Genomic DNA, 13,479 nt, shown 5'->3' with positions numbered 1-13,479 from the left:
GCTTGCTTTGCGGATCAAAATTCAGTGATAATCATCCTATGCTACTACATAAAATCCGCATGTACAAGGTTGAAGGCTTCTTTTTTGTCTCTATTATTTCCGCTGTGCTGACAGTAGGTTATCTTTACGCACAGATTGCGGCGGCGCTCCTTGTAACCGCTGTTTTCCTTTCACGGCGGATGTTTGCGGTAATAGGTTTTCTTATAATTTCCCTGATGCTCTTCATACATTTCACTGTGCTGGTAACGGCGGAGAAAGATCCCGGAAAGGAGCGCACCACATACGAAACCACCAGAGGCACGGTGCTTGCGGACAATGAATATGCCCTGCGGGCGGGGGAGGCGGTAATAGGCAGCTATACCAAAGTGCCTTACCGAGGCAGGGAGGGGCGGCTTGCTCCGGGGTATCTGGTGCTGGAAAAGGTGTATTTCCGCACGGAGCTTCCGCTGGTGTCCGCCATACTGGAAAAAAGGAAGGAGCTCTCGGAAAAGATGTACGCCGAATCCGCGGGACGGCTGAGGATAATTCAGGCGCTTCTTCTGGGTGACAGGTCTCACCTTGAGGGGCGGGTGCAGGATGTCTATCTGCTCACGGGGCTGAGCCACCTTCTGGCGGTATCGGGAACACATGTGGGCGTGATAACACTGATCTGCTTCACACTGCTCTTTTTCCTGCCCCTGAAGCTGCGCATGTTCGTCTCATGCTTCGCCCTTGCCGCTTTTGTGCCTCTGGCCGGGTTCAAGGTTCCGGTTATGCGCGCCGCAGTCACAGCCGTAACTGCCATGACAGCGTGGATTCTCGACTGCCGGACAGACTTCCGCAAGCTCCTGCTGTTTCTCTGGGGCTTTTTTTTGCTTATAGCTCCGGGGCTTCTGGGAAATATTTCGTTTCTTTTGTCATTTGCTGCGGTGTACGGCATAACCTCCCTGCGGTTCAAGGGCTTAAGCTGGTTTGAGGGAACGATAAAGGCGGGCATAGCGGCAACAGCTTTCACAATGCCTTTGTCCATGTATGTTTTCGGCACATTCAACCCCGCCAGCATTTTCAGCACGATCATAATGGTTCCAGTGGTGTATCTCCAGCTTATCACAGGCTTTTTGTATATGCTTTTCCCCTCTCTCACCCTTGAGCCTCTGGTTATGCTGGAAAAGCTCAACATTTACGCATCAGACCTGATGGCTTCACTCACAGGAGTGTTCTTCGTGCTGAAAGCTATGAGCCTGCATATCTTCATACTTCTCATGCTCTTTCTTGCGGTCATTTCCCGCACAAAGTATGTTCTGGTCTCTGCTGCGGTATTTCTCGCCGTATTTATCCCCTCAAAGGCTGAGGACGGGCTGCACTTTCCCGAACTGGGCAGGTACAGGGCGTTCATCTACAAGGAAGGAGACAGGATCGAGGCGTTTTATTCCGGAATGCGTTCAAACTATCTTTACTCATTCATCCCCTTTGCTGCAAAATTCGGTGTGAGAAATTTCGACTACGCAAAGATAGAAATCTATGACAGCGAGAACATTATTTTCACAAGTGCTGAAACTTCGGGAGATTTTTCCGGAATATGCGTGAATAATCCGGAATGTTTAAAACCCTTGATTTATATGACAAGATCGAACACCATAACAAAATCAAACATCAATACCGAAAAAACCTATTTCCTCTACAAAAACAGGCTGAAAGCGGACAATATAGTGGAATTGTACAATTCAGCACCGCTGCACTACAGACCGGAGGGAAGGACGGAAGAATGAAAATATATGTAAATGAAAAAGAAAGAACAGTTGAAAAGGGCGTTTCCGCCTTCGCTGTCAGGGCATTCTTCAAAGCCGATGCCGATGTCGTGATCCTCAACGGACACCTGATCGGCGCGGATATGCCCCTTAATGACGGCGACAGAATATCGCTGATAAAAAAGGGCGAAATCCCACCCGCGGATGAGCTGGAGAGCCTGCTTGTCTCCCGCCACACCCCCGGAGTCCATGAGAAGATGAAGAAGGCGAAAATAGCCGTGGCGGGCCTCGGCGGCCTCGGTTCAAACATAGCCGTAAGCCTTGCCAGAATGGGCGCAGGTGATATGCTTCTTGTGGATTATGATGTGGTGGAACCGTCCAACATAAACCGTCAGCAGTACTTTGTTGATCAGATAGGGATGAAGAAAACAGACGCCCTGAGAGCGAATCTGGAGCGCATAAACCCTTACGCTTCTTACACATATCAGGATGTTTTCCTCACTGAGGCAAACACGGCGGAAATTTTCAGCGGCTATGATGTGATCATAGAAGCAATAGACAAAGCCGAAACAAAGGCTATGATAATACGCGAATGCGCAGCAAAATGCCGTGAAAGCTTCATCATAGGCGCAAGCGGACTGGCGGGCTATGCGGACACTTCCGTCATAAGCGTGCGCTTCGCCGGAAAAATGGCCATAGTGGGCGATTTTGTTAACGAGGCGAAACCGGGGCAGGGGCTTATGGCTCCGCGGGTGGCTGTTGCGGCGAATATTCAGGCTAATCTGGCTGTGAGATACATTCTGGGTGATCTTCCGGAGGTGAAAAAATGATCAAGGCTGTTATAAACGGAAAAGAGGCTGAAATTAAAAAGGACTCCACCCTTGCTGAGGTTATAGCTGTTTATAAGCTTAATCCTGAGCGTGTTGTGGCAGAGGTTAACGGAAATGTCCTCACCAGGGATAAATACGCCGATACCCTGATAAACAGCGGGGATAAGGTGGAGCTTATAAACTTCGTGGGCGGCGGTTAAGAGAGAACAGCCCTGATGGCGTTCATCAGCGAGTCCTTCATCACGGGCTTGCTGATATAGGCCTTAACGCCGAGGCATTCTGCCCTGCTGATGAACTCGCGGTCGTTGAAGGCGGTGGTCACAATCACTTTTGCATCGGGCCTTTCCTTCATTATCCTTTCGCACATCTCAAGCCCGTCCATGATCGGCATCTGTATATCTGTTATGATGAAGTCCGGGTTATGAAGCCTGTGCATCTCAAGCCCTTCCCGTCCGTCACGGGCTTCAATAACATTAGAGAACCTTCTGCGGAGAAGACGGAGGAGCGATTCCCTCACGTAAAAATCATCCTCAACATAAAGAACAGTCAGAGCATCTGCTTCCAAATCCAGTCACCAAAAGATAATCATCAGCCTTAAAATTAGCGCGCTGCTAACTTTTTTATAAGCTGTTTAAGATACTTACACCGTTTGCTTAATATTAAATGCTGTTTTATATAAAAAATGTCAAGTATTTTTAAAATTTATAATCATTATTTATATGTACATAAATGTCAGTAGATGATTTTGATGATAAATTTTTGTGTGCTTCTGTTTACAAAAACCAATTATGCGGTTCCGGCCTGCCGTTCTGAAAGCTTTAATCCAGAGTAAGCGGGCATCCGAACCGCCCTCTGTCCGCCTGTTCCGGAATACATCGGCATAGTTTTGAGCAAATGCTCTCTTTCTTCCGCCCCGGATGCGGTTTAAAAGTGAAATTTGTTCTGGCATTATAAATCTTTTCTCTATATATTCGCAGTCATATTCAACTATACGGAGGTATACAGAATGGGCGGTTGCTCACAGGACGAATCGAGCTGCGGCAGTTGCAGTTCCGCCGGCGCATGCAGTACCGACGAAAAACAGAAACACACGGATGAGCTTATCAAAAAGAGACTCTCAGGCATCAAATACAAGATCATGGTAATGAGCGGCAAGGGCGGCGTGGGAAAATCCACTGTCAGCGTAAGCCTCGCCTCAATGCTGAACGCAATGGGCTATACCGTGGGCATACTTGATGCAGACATACACGGTCCCAACATCCCCAAGATGCTTGGCATCACCAAAAAGGGAGCAATGAACGGCGAAGACGGCATAGTTCCCTTTGAGCCTATTGAAGGGCTTAAGGTTATGTCTGTGGGTTTTCTCATAGAAAACGATGACGAAGCGATCATATGGCGCGCAGCTATCAAACACAGCATGATCCAGCAGTTCATAAGCGATGTGGCATGGGGCGAGCTTGACTTCCTCATAATCGACCTCCCCCCCGGAACAGGGGATGAGCCTCTCTCTGCGGCTCATGTAATAGGCAATGTGGACGGCAGCGTGATAGTGACCACTCCGCAGGATGTTGCCCTGCTTGACTCACGCAAGTCTGTTACATTCAGCAGAAAGCTGAACGTGCCGATTTTCGGTATAATAGAGAATATGAGCGGGTTCTGCTGTCCCAACTGCGGAAGCACTGTTGACCTCTTTAAAACAGGCGGCGGAGAAAAAGCTGCTCTGGAACTTGGAGTAACCTTCCTCGGCAGGATCCCCCTTGAGGCGCAGGTTGTGCAGGACGGAGACGCAGGAACTCCCCACGTCATAGGCCACCCCGGTTCGCCGGTAGCCAAGGCGATGAAGGAAGCCACAATAAAAATTCTTGAGCAGACCATAAAAAAAGAGGGGTAATCCCATGAATATGCCGAAGGTGCTTTTTGTATCGAGCGAAATCGCTCCCTATGCGAAAACGGGCGGGCTGGCTGATGTCGGCTCCTCCCTGCCCAAGGCATTGAAGTCCGAAGGGGTTGACGTGATAAGCGTCATGCCCCTTTACTCCTCAGTAAACCGCGCTGGATACGGCCTCACAGAGGTCTTCCAGTCCTCCTGCGTCCACATGGGCAACTGCGAGGAATGGTACAGCGTTTATAAGGCATCCCTCAGCGGGGTGGACACCTATTTCATCGAGTTTTCCAAATACTTCGACCGTCCGGGAATTTACCACACAAAGGCAGGCGAATACGCTGACAACGCATACCGCTTTGCTTTTTTCTGCCGTGCGGCCATGCAGCTTGCAAAGGACATCCGCTTCAAGCCGGATGTAATCCACTGCAACGACTGGCAGACAGGGCTGATCCCATACTACATCCGCAAGGCGGAGGACTTCTTCTTTAACGGCACAAAAACCGTGATGACAATCCACAACATAGGCTATCAGGGGATTTACGGTGCTGATGTGCTGGAATATGCGAGAATTGACAGGGCTGATTTCCACGCGGAAAGCTTCGAATCATTCGGCGGGGTCAACTTCCTCAAAGGCGGCATAGCCTATGCGGATAAGATAACCACAGTCAGCCCCTCCTACGCTAAGGAGATTCAGGATGAAGTGGGCGGAGGCGGGCTGCACATGCTCCTCTCATACCGCAGATATGACCTTGAGGGAATCCTCAACGGCATAGACACTGACGAGTGGAACCCCGCAACAGACAAATATATTCCGCAGAATTTCAGCGCGGAGACCCTTCATCTCAAAAAAGTAAACAAGCTGGCGCTTCAGGAACGCTTCATACTTGAAAAAAACGAAAACATCGCACTCTTCGGCTTTGTAGGCAGGTTTGCCGGACAGAAAGGGCTGCACCTTTTACAGTATGCTGTGGAAAAAGCGCTCAAAGATATGGTCTGCCAGTTCGTAATAATCGGCAGCGGCGAAACCGAATATGAACAGTACTTCGGCAGCCTCCCCGCAAGGTATCCGCTGAGGGCAGGCTCATTCATAGGCTACAGCGAGGAAGCGGCGCACCTGCTTGAGGCAGGGGCGGATTTCTTTGTCATGCCCTCTCTATACGAGCCCTGCGGACTGAACCAGATGTACAGCCTCGCCTACGGAACCCTTCCTGTTGTCCGTGCCACAGGCGGCCTTGATGACACCGTTAAAAACTACAACGAGCAGACAGGCGAAGGAACAGGCTTCAAATTTCAGCTCATCGACGGAGACGCCCTCTACAACACAATAGGCTGGGCAGTGAGCACATATTATGACAGACCCCGCCACATAGAGCAGATGCGCATGGCCGCGATTAGTGAAGATTTCGGTTGGAAAAATTCAGCCATACGTTACATAAATCTTTACAAAAATGTTACCGCCCTATAAGATCAGCCAGCTTACGGTTATCTGTGCGGAAGATAACCGCTTATTTTCCTATCTGTATTTTGAATAGTTAATTTTGTTAATGATTTCCGAAAAACGTTGACTTTTTAACGTGAAGGATTGATCATGACCCGTAACAAATATTTTATTATTCATATACACAGCTTTTATATTCTGCGGAGGCTAATCGTGAGAAGCGAGATTGAGGTCTTCAAGGCGCTCGGAGACGAAAACAGAGTGCGCATTGCTATGATGCTCAGGGAAAGGCCTATGTGTGTGTGCGAAATTGATTCGGTTCTGGACATTGCACTGTCTACTGTTTCATCGCATCTGAAAATCCTTAAAACGTCCGGAATAATCAGGGACAAAAAGGATGGGCGCTGGGTTATCTACAGCATCAACGAAGAAAACGGATTTGTGGCGGAAATACTTGACATCTTTGAGAAGAAACTGGCTGAAGATGTGGTCTTGAGCGGAGACAGAATCAAGCTCTCCACACTGCCCGAATCTGTGTGCACCAAGTATCAGAGTGTTTAGTCCTTTTTGAAAAAACTATCCGGCTTCAGACTGCGGGCGGTTTCTGCCGCCTGCTCAGGGCTTATGCCCTTGTACTCAAGCACAACTGTCAGTTGTGATCCGTCTGCGGTCAGCGTTATGTAACCCTTTTTATAACCGCTTCCTGTGTAAAGGATATTGTAGCCGTTTCCCCTTTCTGTTTTAGTGATATTGCCCGCTTTTATCCCGTGCTCCTCCAAAGCTTTGACATCGGCGCCGGAGTAAACGGAGAGGATGAGGGATGCGGAGGCAGAGGAATATCTTCTGGAAGCGGTGTCAACATTGCCGCGCGGCAGACGGAGCGTGCTCCCCTCCGCCGGGGATGCAGAATAACCGCCTATATCCGGCAGCAGAGGCAGAAGCTTTCTGAAATCTGCACCCGCTGAGGCGGCGGCAAGAAAAACGCAGAGAAAAACTGCGGTTTTTTTCATATTTTATCAGTCATGACGCGGATTTGAGGCCACAAGTTTCGCCGCTGCCGTCATCTGACGGTAGATCTCTTCCTCGCTCACTTTTTCCCTGGCTCTCTCCACACCGTCTTCATAGACCTGATAACACGGCTGAATGTTGTTCAGCGTGACAGCCACAATATCAAGAGCACAGCTTCCGCATGCGCATACGCTGGTGTTTCTTTCCAGAAAGAAGGGGAGCATATCCCAAACGCGCTTCTCATTGACGTTGCGAAGTGCGTCAACGTCATAATAGTTGATTTTAGCCATAAATCGCCTTACTATTCCCTACCCTTTTCAGGGGCGGTTTTTATACGTTGTATACTTATGAACCGATACAGTAAAAGATAACATCCGGAGTCTGCCCATGCAAGATAAAATAGCCGTAATAGGCGCAGGAAGCTGGGGAACCGCACTCGCGTCCCTCCTCGGCTCATCAGGGTACGCAGTGACCCTTTACGCATTCGAAGACGAAGTAATAAAAGGCGTTAACGAAAACAATGAAAACCCTCTCTTTCTTCAGGGCATAAAGCTCTCTGCCAATGTATGTGCAAAAAACTTTTCTGATATTCCCGCCATGGAGGAAAAGCACATTGTGTGGGCTGTACCCACACAGTTTTCAAGGCGGGTTGCCGAAGCGAACAGAGCGGCACTCAGCGGCAGGGACATCATCATCGCCACAAAAGGGATAGAAATAGCCACCGGCAAGCTTGTTATAGAGATGCTCTCAGAATCCGCCGATGCGGAATATTCAATAATTTCAGGCCCCTCCTTCGCTAAGGAAGTGGCGCTGAGCAAACCCACTGCGGTGAGTGTGGCGTCAAAGAGTGCAGGCCGCGCCGAATGGTGGCAGAATGCTCTCTCTGCACCCGCTTTCCGCTGCTACTGCACGGATGACGTTACAGGCGTGGAGATAGGCGGAGCGATCAAAAACGTAATCGCTGTGGCGGCAGGCATTTCCGACGGACTTGGCTTCGGCTATAACGCAAGGGCAGGACTCATCACCCGCGGTCTGGCTGAGATAACCCGCCTCGGCGTGGCTATGGGCGCTAAGGCGGAAACATTCATGGGGCTTTCAGGCATGGGGGATCTTGTTCTCACATGCACAGGCGATCTCAGCCGGAACAGACAGGTCGGACTTAAGCTCGCCGAAGGATTCGGCATAGACGAAATAACCGGAAAAATGAACATGGTGGCAGAGGGAGTTTACACTGCAAAGGCCGCTTACGCATACGCGGCAAAAGCAGGAATAGAAATGCCCATAACCGAACAGGTATACAAAGTTATTTACGAAAATAAAAATCCGAAAGATTCCGTAATGGCGCTTATGGAGCGCCCCTTAAGAAAAGAATAAGTTATTGCGCCTGCGGTTTAACATGCCGCAGGCTTTCTGCGCTGTTTCTGATACTTTTATCAACAGAAATAATTATCCGAAAAAAAAATACATCCTTTTTTTATCCATCACTGACAGTATATTATCACCCTTCATCCATCATTAACTTTTATTGGTCTTTAAAGTATACAAAGGCTAAACTTTATTCACCTAACATTTCTTGCTTTTCCAATTAAACGGCTGTTACATAGCTTATGGTTTGATTAAATATCTGAAAAGGTGGTTCAAAGTGATGAAAATGAAGATCGGAACAAAAATCCTCCTCTCGGCCCTGGTTCCCGCTGTATTTCTTTCCGCTGTTTTAACCTTTATCGTTGTGCGCAACGTAAACAAAATGGGTCAGGCTGATGTCAGAATGGTTTCATCCAATATGACAGACATGAAGAAGGCGGAATTAAAGAACTATATTGATATTGCTGTTAATTCTGTTTCATTTCTGGTGAACAGCGCTGAGTTCACCCCGGAAGAGGCGAAGGAAGAAGCGAAGAAAATACTCCTCAGACAGACATACGGCGAGGACGGTTACTTTTTTGTTTACGACAGGCAGGGGCTGTGCCTTGTGCAGCCATCAAACCGGAAGCTTGAGGGCACAAGCCAGTGGGATGTGAAAAACTCCGCCGGAACCTATGTCACCAGAGAGGTCATCAATGCCGCTCTATCCGGTGACGGATACCTTGTCTATTCATGGTTCAAAGCCTCAAAAAACGCCGAGGCGGACAAGCTCTCCTACTCAGTATCCATTCCCGAATGGGGCTGGGTTGTGGGCACAGGATTCTATATTGATGACATTGAAGAGGAGACAGCAAAGATCGAAGCGAATATATCCGCCGAGATAAAAAGACTGGTCGGTCTCTTCATGACTTTTTCCATAGTATGTCTTATTGCAGTTGCCATCATAGCCTATTTTGTTTCCCGCAGGATCTCCTCAAGCGTTTCCTCGGTGTCTGAATCCCTGAAAGAAATAGCCGAAGGTGAAGGCGACCTCACTGTTCAGCTGCCGATAAATTCCGCAGACGAGGCAGGAAAGCTTGCCGAATATTTCAACACCTTCCTCGCCAAACTCCGCGACATCATAAACACCGTAAAAATGAATGCGGATACTGTAGCCTCAAGCAGTACAGAACTTGCCGCCTCAGTGGAGGAACTTTCCACCACGATGAACGATCAGTCCGCACAGGTTTCAGGCGTAGCCACAGCCACAGAGGAGATGAGCGTTTCCGCCGGGGAAGTCACAAACTCTGTCGGCGAAGGACGCAGAAACATTGAGGAAACCCACAGCCTGACAATTGAAGGAAACAACAAACTCCAGCAGGCAGTTAAAGAGATGATGCTTATTAAGGGGAACGTGGAGACACTGGGAACAACTGTCGCCAGCCTCATTGAATCATCCTCCACGATAGGCGAAATCATAAACGTAATCACAGACATAGCAGACCAGACAAACCTGCTGGCACTGAACGCCGCAATCGAAGCCGCCAGAGCCGGTGATCACGGCCGCGGGTTCGCGGTGGTGGCTGATGAAGTACGTAAGCTGGCCGAACGCACCCAGACATCCACCGGAGAAATATCAAAAATAATCGGCAGCCTTCAAAACGAAGCCAGAAACGCTTCCCATGAAATGACAAACGCCAGAGGAAGAGTGGAAAGCGGCGTTAAAATAATTGACGAAACCAAAAGCACATTCGAGCGGATAGTCGGTTCAGTTGACACCCTGAGCTCTGTCAACGGAATAATACAGTCCGCAGTCGAGGAGCAGTCAAAGGCTATTCTCAACATTAACAGCAACGCCCAGATGATAGCCTCCGGTGTTGAGCAGAGCTCCGCCGCGCTTCAGGAAGTTTCCGCCACAATATCAAACCTCCAGGTTCAGGCGGATGAGCTGAAAATGCTGGTAAATAAGTTCAAGGTTTAAATTTCATATATCATGGAGGCTGCCGCAGCCTCCATGTTTCTCAGCACCGCAAAATAAAAATTCCTTCCGAAATCTTATGTTCAGAATATATCCCCTCTAGTTTTGTAGATAATTTAACGATTTAATATTAGAATTGGTTATACAAATGTCATACCCAATAAAAATTCCAGTTATCAAATCAGGCGGTGCGCGGATGTTTAATTTGAAGATCGGTTCCAAAATTCTGCTGACGGCAGTGGTTCCAGTTATTTTGCTGTCGGTTATTCTTGCCGTTATAAGTATCGGCAATATCAGAAAAATGGGGAACGAAGAGATCGAACTTGTGGAAACAACAATGATGAACCTGAAAAAGGCGGAGCTGAGCAACTATATCGACCTCGCAAAAACCTCCGTTAAACACATTACGGAGAATACCTCACTGACTCAGGAAGAGGCTCAGCAGCAGATAAAGGAAACCATCAGACAGCTTTTCTACGGTGCTGACGGCTACTACTTCATATACACATACGACGGAATTAACATACTCCTGCCCCCCAGCCCGCAGAGAGAGGGGACAAGCATGTGGGATGTGCAGGATAAGGAAGGGGTGTTCCTCATACGTGAGCTTGTGAAACAGGCACAGGCAGGCGGCGGCTACCTCGTTTACTTATGGGACAAGCCTTCGGAAAAAACCGTAGCGAAAAAACTTTCCTTCTCAGTACCCCTGGGCAACTGGGGATGGGCACTGGGAACCGGCTTCTACATCGATGACATCGACAAGGAAGTGGCTAAAATACGCGAAAATATCTCAAAAGAAATCGGTGCTGTCATCTTCAAATTCATACTGATCAGTGTTGTGTGTATAGGAATCATAATCGCTGCCGCCCTTTATATCTCAAAGAGAGTGTCCAACAACATACGCTCTGTCTCCTCATCCCTGAAAGAAATAGCCGAAGGGGAGGGAGACCTCACAAAGGTAATCGCGGTGAGCACCCATGACGAAGTAGGTGAACTCGGCAGATATTTCAATGAGTTCATAAGCAAGCTCAGGGACATAATTCAGACAGTGATGCTGAATGCCGATGCAGTGGCCTCAAGCAGCACCCAGCTTGCCGCCTCCACAGAGGAACTCTCCACCACAATGAATGATCAGGCGGCGCAGATTTCAGGCGTGGCCAGCGCCACGGAGCAGATGACGGCCTCCGCCGCAGAGGTTTCAGGCTCCATAAACGAAGGCAGAAACAACATTGAGGAGACCAACGCGCTTACCATTCAGGGCAATAAAAAGCTTCAGGAAGCGGTAAACGAAATGGTGGTCATTAAAGGCAATGTGGAGGCTCTGGGTAAAACCATCGAAGGGCTGCTGGCATCCTCCTCCAGAATAGGCGATATTCTCAATGTTATCACCGACATTGCAGACCAGACAAACCTGCTGGCGCTGAATGCGGCAATAGAGGCGGCAAGAGCCGGAGAGCACGGACGCGGATTCGCCGTGGTGGCTGATGAGGTACGGAAACTCGCCGAACGCACACAGACATCCACAGGCGAAATATCATCCATAATCCAGAATCTTCAGAAGGAAGCCAAGCTGGCCTCCACAGAAATGAGCAACGCCAGAGATAAGGTGGAAGGCGGAGTGAACATAATAAATGATACCAAGTCCACCTTTGAAAACATTGTCACCTCTGTGGACACAATGAGCAGGGTTAACGAAATAATCCAGTCCGCAGTGGAGGAGCAGGTTGGCGCTATCCACAACATAAACGAAAGCACCCAGATGATCGCCTCCGGTGTTGAGGAGAGTTCATCAGCGCTCCAGGAAGTGGCTTCAACAATCTCAAGCCTCCAGATTCAGGCGGATGAGCTTAAGATGCTGGTGAATAAGTTTAAGATATAAAAACTGAGGCGGGGCATAAACCCCGCCTTATTTGTTGTTTGTATTTAACAGCAATGATCTTACTCCCTTAACAAAGGGGATTTTTCTCAGTATCTCTCAGCCTTTCTCAGCCATCCGGCGGGAGCTTTTACTCTGCCGGTCTGGATGCCGGTGTAATATTCGTAGATTGATTTGCTTACGCTGCCTATTTTGCCGTCTCCGACTTTAAGCTCGCGCCCGTCCTCAAAAATATACGTGCCCACAGGGGAAACAACAGCCGCAGTTCCGAAACCGCCCGCCTCTATGATCTCTCCGTTTTCCACGCCTTTTATGAAGTCCTCAATTTTTATTTTCTGCTGAATAACCTTGCGTCCCAGTTCCTTCTGGAGCTCAATCACAGATTCGGAGGTGATGGCACGCAGTATTGTTTCGGTAAATTCGGGTATAACCACCGTGCCGTCCTTCATGACGTGGTAGTGGTTCATTGCCCCGCATTCCTCAATATATGTGTTTGTACAGTCAAGATAAAGCACCTGACTTGCCCCTTTTGAGTAGGCATATTCACCCGCTCTCAGAGAGGCGGCATAGTTCCCGCCTGTTTTCGCAGCGCCTGTTCCGCCGGGGGCTGCCCTGTGGAAGCGGTCACTGATAAGCAGCTTCACGGGCTCTGTTATCCCCTTGGGGTAGTAAGGGCCGCTGGGGGAAAGGATTACTGCGTATGTGAAGGTCTTACTGGGTTTAACGCCGAGCATGTCTTCCGTACCGAACATAAAGGGGCGGATGTACAGAGATGCGCCCTCCTGAACGGGGAACCATTTTCTGTCCACATCTATAAGCCTCTGGATTCCATCTATCTGGAGTTCCTCATCTATCTTGGGCATGCAGACAATCTCTGCGGAGATGTTCATTCTTCTGGCGTTTTTGTCTATGCGGAAGGAGTAAATCTCCCCGTCCGGGTGCATAAAGGCCTTTGCCCCTTCGAAAATTTCCTGAGAATAGTGAAGGGAGGTTGCGCCGGGGGCTATGCTGAAATTGCCGTAGGGCACAATTCTCGGATCTTTCCAGACTCCGTCAGCGTAATCGGCCAGAAACATATGGTCTGTGCGGAGCTGGCCGAAAGGCAGAGGCTTTTCGGGTTTAAAAACATCCTGACGTCTTTCCGATTGGGGTTTCAGTTTCAATTCGATCTTCATCCTAACACCTTCTATAAATTGCCGCAGTGTAAGCGGCAGAATCGGCCTGCTCCGTGTCTGTTTCACCTGAAAAGAGGGAAAGACTCCCCGCGGAGCGGTACAGTTTACATACAAAAACTGCGATACAGTTCAGTAATCCTAGACTTATTTAAGAATAACGGAACAAACCCGCTCTGTCAAGGGGATAAAACCGTGTACAAGCTACCCAATTTATCATA

The 13,479-nt window shown here is 48.8% G+C and carries 13 protein-coding genes; 9 read left to right on the top strand and 4 right to left on the bottom strand.

The features are described from left to right. Nucleotides 1-38 precede the first annotated feature (38 nt). Genes OSQ85_RS10300 through thiS form a run of 3 tightly spaced genes read left to right on the top strand, consistent with a single transcriptional unit; the run spans nucleotide 39 to nucleotide 2,757 of the window. A complete protein-coding gene (locus OSQ85_RS10300) occupies nucleotides 39-1,748 on the top strand; it encodes a ComEC/Rec2 family competence protein (protein ID WP_265822900.1) in 1,710 nt (569 codons plus the stop codon). Further along, nucleotides 1,745-2,557: a sulfur carrier protein ThiS adenylyltransferase ThiF gene (gene thiF / locus OSQ85_RS10295; RefSeq protein WP_265822899.1), complete on the top strand. Its 813-nt coding sequence runs from the start codon at nucleotides 1,745-1,747 to the stop codon at nucleotides 2,555-2,557. The genes OSQ85_RS10300 and thiF overlap by 4 nt, the downstream gene beginning before the upstream one ends. Beyond that, nucleotides 2,554-2,757 (top strand): sulfur carrier protein ThiS, encoded by a 204-nt coding sequence (gene thiS, locus OSQ85_RS10290; protein WP_265822897.1) that lies wholly within the window; start codon nucleotides 2,554-2,556, stop codon nucleotides 2,755-2,757. The genes thiF and thiS overlap by 4 nt, the downstream gene beginning before the upstream one ends. On the opposite strand, the gene OSQ85_RS10285 is transcribed toward thiS, so the two are convergent. Then, nucleotides 2,754-3,122 carry a response regulator transcription factor gene (locus tag OSQ85_RS10285; protein ID WP_265822896.1) on the bottom strand — a complete coding sequence of 123 codons (369 nt, stop codon included), beginning with the start codon at nucleotides 3,120-3,122 and terminating at the stop codon, nucleotides 2,754-2,756. The genes thiS and OSQ85_RS10285 overlap by 4 nt on opposite strands. A gap of 441 nt (nucleotides 3,123-3,563) precedes the next feature. Between OSQ85_RS10285 and OSQ85_RS10280 the strand changes: the two genes are divergently transcribed. The 3 genes from OSQ85_RS10280 to OSQ85_RS10270 all read left to right on the top strand — a co-directional run bounded on the left by OSQ85_RS10280 (nucleotide 3,564) and on the right by OSQ85_RS10270 (nucleotide 6,441). Then, on the top strand, nucleotides 3,564-4,448 hold the full coding sequence (locus OSQ85_RS10280; RefSeq protein WP_265822894.1) for an Mrp/NBP35 family ATP-binding protein: 885 nt from the start codon (nucleotides 3,564-3,566) through the stop codon (nucleotides 4,446-4,448). A 4-nt stretch (nucleotides 4,449-4,452) separates the two neighbouring features. After that, complete coding sequence (glgA, locus tag OSQ85_RS10275) at nucleotides 4,453-5,907, top strand: glycogen synthase GlgA (RefSeq protein WP_265822892.1); 1,455 nt, start codon at nucleotides 4,453-4,455, stop codon at nucleotides 5,905-5,907. Nucleotides 5,908-6,093: 186 nt separating this feature from the next. Then, nucleotides 6,094-6,441: an ArsR/SmtB family transcription factor gene (locus OSQ85_RS10270; protein ID WP_265822891.1), complete on the top strand. Its 348-nt coding sequence runs from the start codon at nucleotides 6,094-6,096 to the stop codon at nucleotides 6,439-6,441. Here OSQ85_RS10270 and OSQ85_RS10265 read toward each other — a convergent pair. Further along, nucleotides 6,438-6,890: a hypothetical protein gene (locus OSQ85_RS10265; protein ID WP_265822889.1), complete on the bottom strand. Its 453-nt coding sequence runs from the start codon at nucleotides 6,888-6,890 to the stop codon at nucleotides 6,438-6,440. The genes OSQ85_RS10270 and OSQ85_RS10265 overlap by 4 nt on opposite strands. 6 nt (nucleotides 6,891-6,896) lie before the next feature. Further along, nucleotides 6,897-7,178: a late competence development ComFB family protein gene (locus OSQ85_RS10260; RefSeq protein WP_265822888.1), complete on the bottom strand. Its 282-nt coding sequence runs from the start codon at nucleotides 7,176-7,178 to the stop codon at nucleotides 6,897-6,899. 97 nt (nucleotides 7,179-7,275) lie between these two features. Between OSQ85_RS10260 and OSQ85_RS10255 the strand changes: the two genes are divergently transcribed. From OSQ85_RS10255 to OSQ85_RS10245, 3 genes are all read left to right on the top strand, one after another. Then, complete coding sequence (locus OSQ85_RS10255) at nucleotides 7,276-8,262, top strand: NAD(P)H-dependent glycerol-3-phosphate dehydrogenase (protein WP_265822887.1); 987 nt, start codon at nucleotides 7,276-7,278, stop codon at nucleotides 8,260-8,262. Nucleotides 8,263-8,533: 271 nt separating this feature from the next. After that, nucleotides 8,534-10,213: a methyl-accepting chemotaxis protein gene (locus tag OSQ85_RS10250; RefSeq protein WP_265822886.1), complete on the top strand. Its 1,680-nt coding sequence runs from the start codon at nucleotides 8,534-8,536 to the stop codon at nucleotides 10,211-10,213. Nucleotides 10,214-10,406: 193 nt separating this feature from the next. Beyond that, nucleotides 10,407-12,089: a methyl-accepting chemotaxis protein gene (locus OSQ85_RS10245; RefSeq protein WP_265822884.1), complete on the top strand. Its 1,683-nt coding sequence runs from the start codon at nucleotides 10,407-10,409 to the stop codon at nucleotides 12,087-12,089. A gap of 86 nt (nucleotides 12,090-12,175) precedes the next feature. Here the strand turns inward: OSQ85_RS10245 and OSQ85_RS10240 are convergent, their stop codons facing one another. Next, entirely contained in the window at nucleotides 12,176-13,261 is a 1,086-nt protein-coding gene (locus tag OSQ85_RS10240) for a branched-chain amino acid aminotransferase (RefSeq protein ID WP_265822883.1), read from the bottom strand. Nucleotides 13,262-13,479: the final 218 nt, after the last annotated feature.

It is taken from the genome of Geovibrio ferrireducens, from assembly GCF_026226615.1.
Lineage (GTDB): Bacteria > Chrysiogenota > Deferribacteres > Deferribacterales > Geovibrionaceae > Geovibrio > Geovibrio ferrireducens.
This window is presented reverse-complemented; position numbering and strand designations above follow the sequence as displayed.

What these genes read in the sequence shown, in the direction of transcription:
- OSQ85_RS10300 (WP_265822900.1), top strand. Translation starts at nt 39, where the DNA reads ATGCTACTACATAAAATCCGCATGTACAAGGTTGAAGGCTTCTTTTTT.
- OSQ85_RS10255 (WP_265822887.1), top strand. Translation starts at nt 7,276, where the DNA reads ATGCAAGATAAAATAGCCGTAATAGGCGCAGGAAGCTGGGGAACCGCA.
- OSQ85_RS10280 (WP_265822894.1), top strand. Translation starts at nt 3,564, where the DNA reads ATGGGCGGTTGCTCACAGGACGAATCGAGCTGCGGCAGTTGCAGTTCC.
- OSQ85_RS10240 (WP_265822883.1), bottom strand. Translation starts at nt 13,261, where the DNA reads ATGAAGATCGAATTGAAACTGAAACCCCAATCGGAAAGACGTCAGGAT.
- OSQ85_RS10265 (WP_265822889.1), bottom strand. Translation starts at nt 6,890, where the DNA reads ATGAAAAAAACCGCAGTTTTTCTCTGCGTTTTTCTTGCCGCCGCCTCA.
- glgA (WP_265822892.1), top strand. Translation starts at nt 4,453, where the DNA reads ATGAATATGCCGAAGGTGCTTTTTGTATCGAGCGAAATCGCTCCCTAT.
- thiF (WP_265822899.1), top strand. Translation starts at nt 1,745, where the DNA reads ATGAAAATATATGTAAATGAAAAAGAAAGAACAGTTGAAAAGGGCGTT.
- OSQ85_RS10250 (WP_265822886.1), top strand. Translation starts at nt 8,534, where the DNA reads ATGAAAATGAAGATCGGAACAAAAATCCTCCTCTCGGCCCTGGTTCCC.
- thiS (WP_265822897.1), top strand. Translation starts at nt 2,554, where the DNA reads ATGATCAAGGCTGTTATAAACGGAAAAGAGGCTGAAATTAAAAAGGAC.
- OSQ85_RS10245 (WP_265822884.1), top strand. Translation starts at nt 10,407, where the DNA reads ATGTTTAATTTGAAGATCGGTTCCAAAATTCTGCTGACGGCAGTGGTT.
- OSQ85_RS10260 (WP_265822888.1), bottom strand. Translation starts at nt 7,178, where the DNA reads ATGGCTAAAATCAACTATTATGACGTTGACGCACTTCGCAACGTCAAT.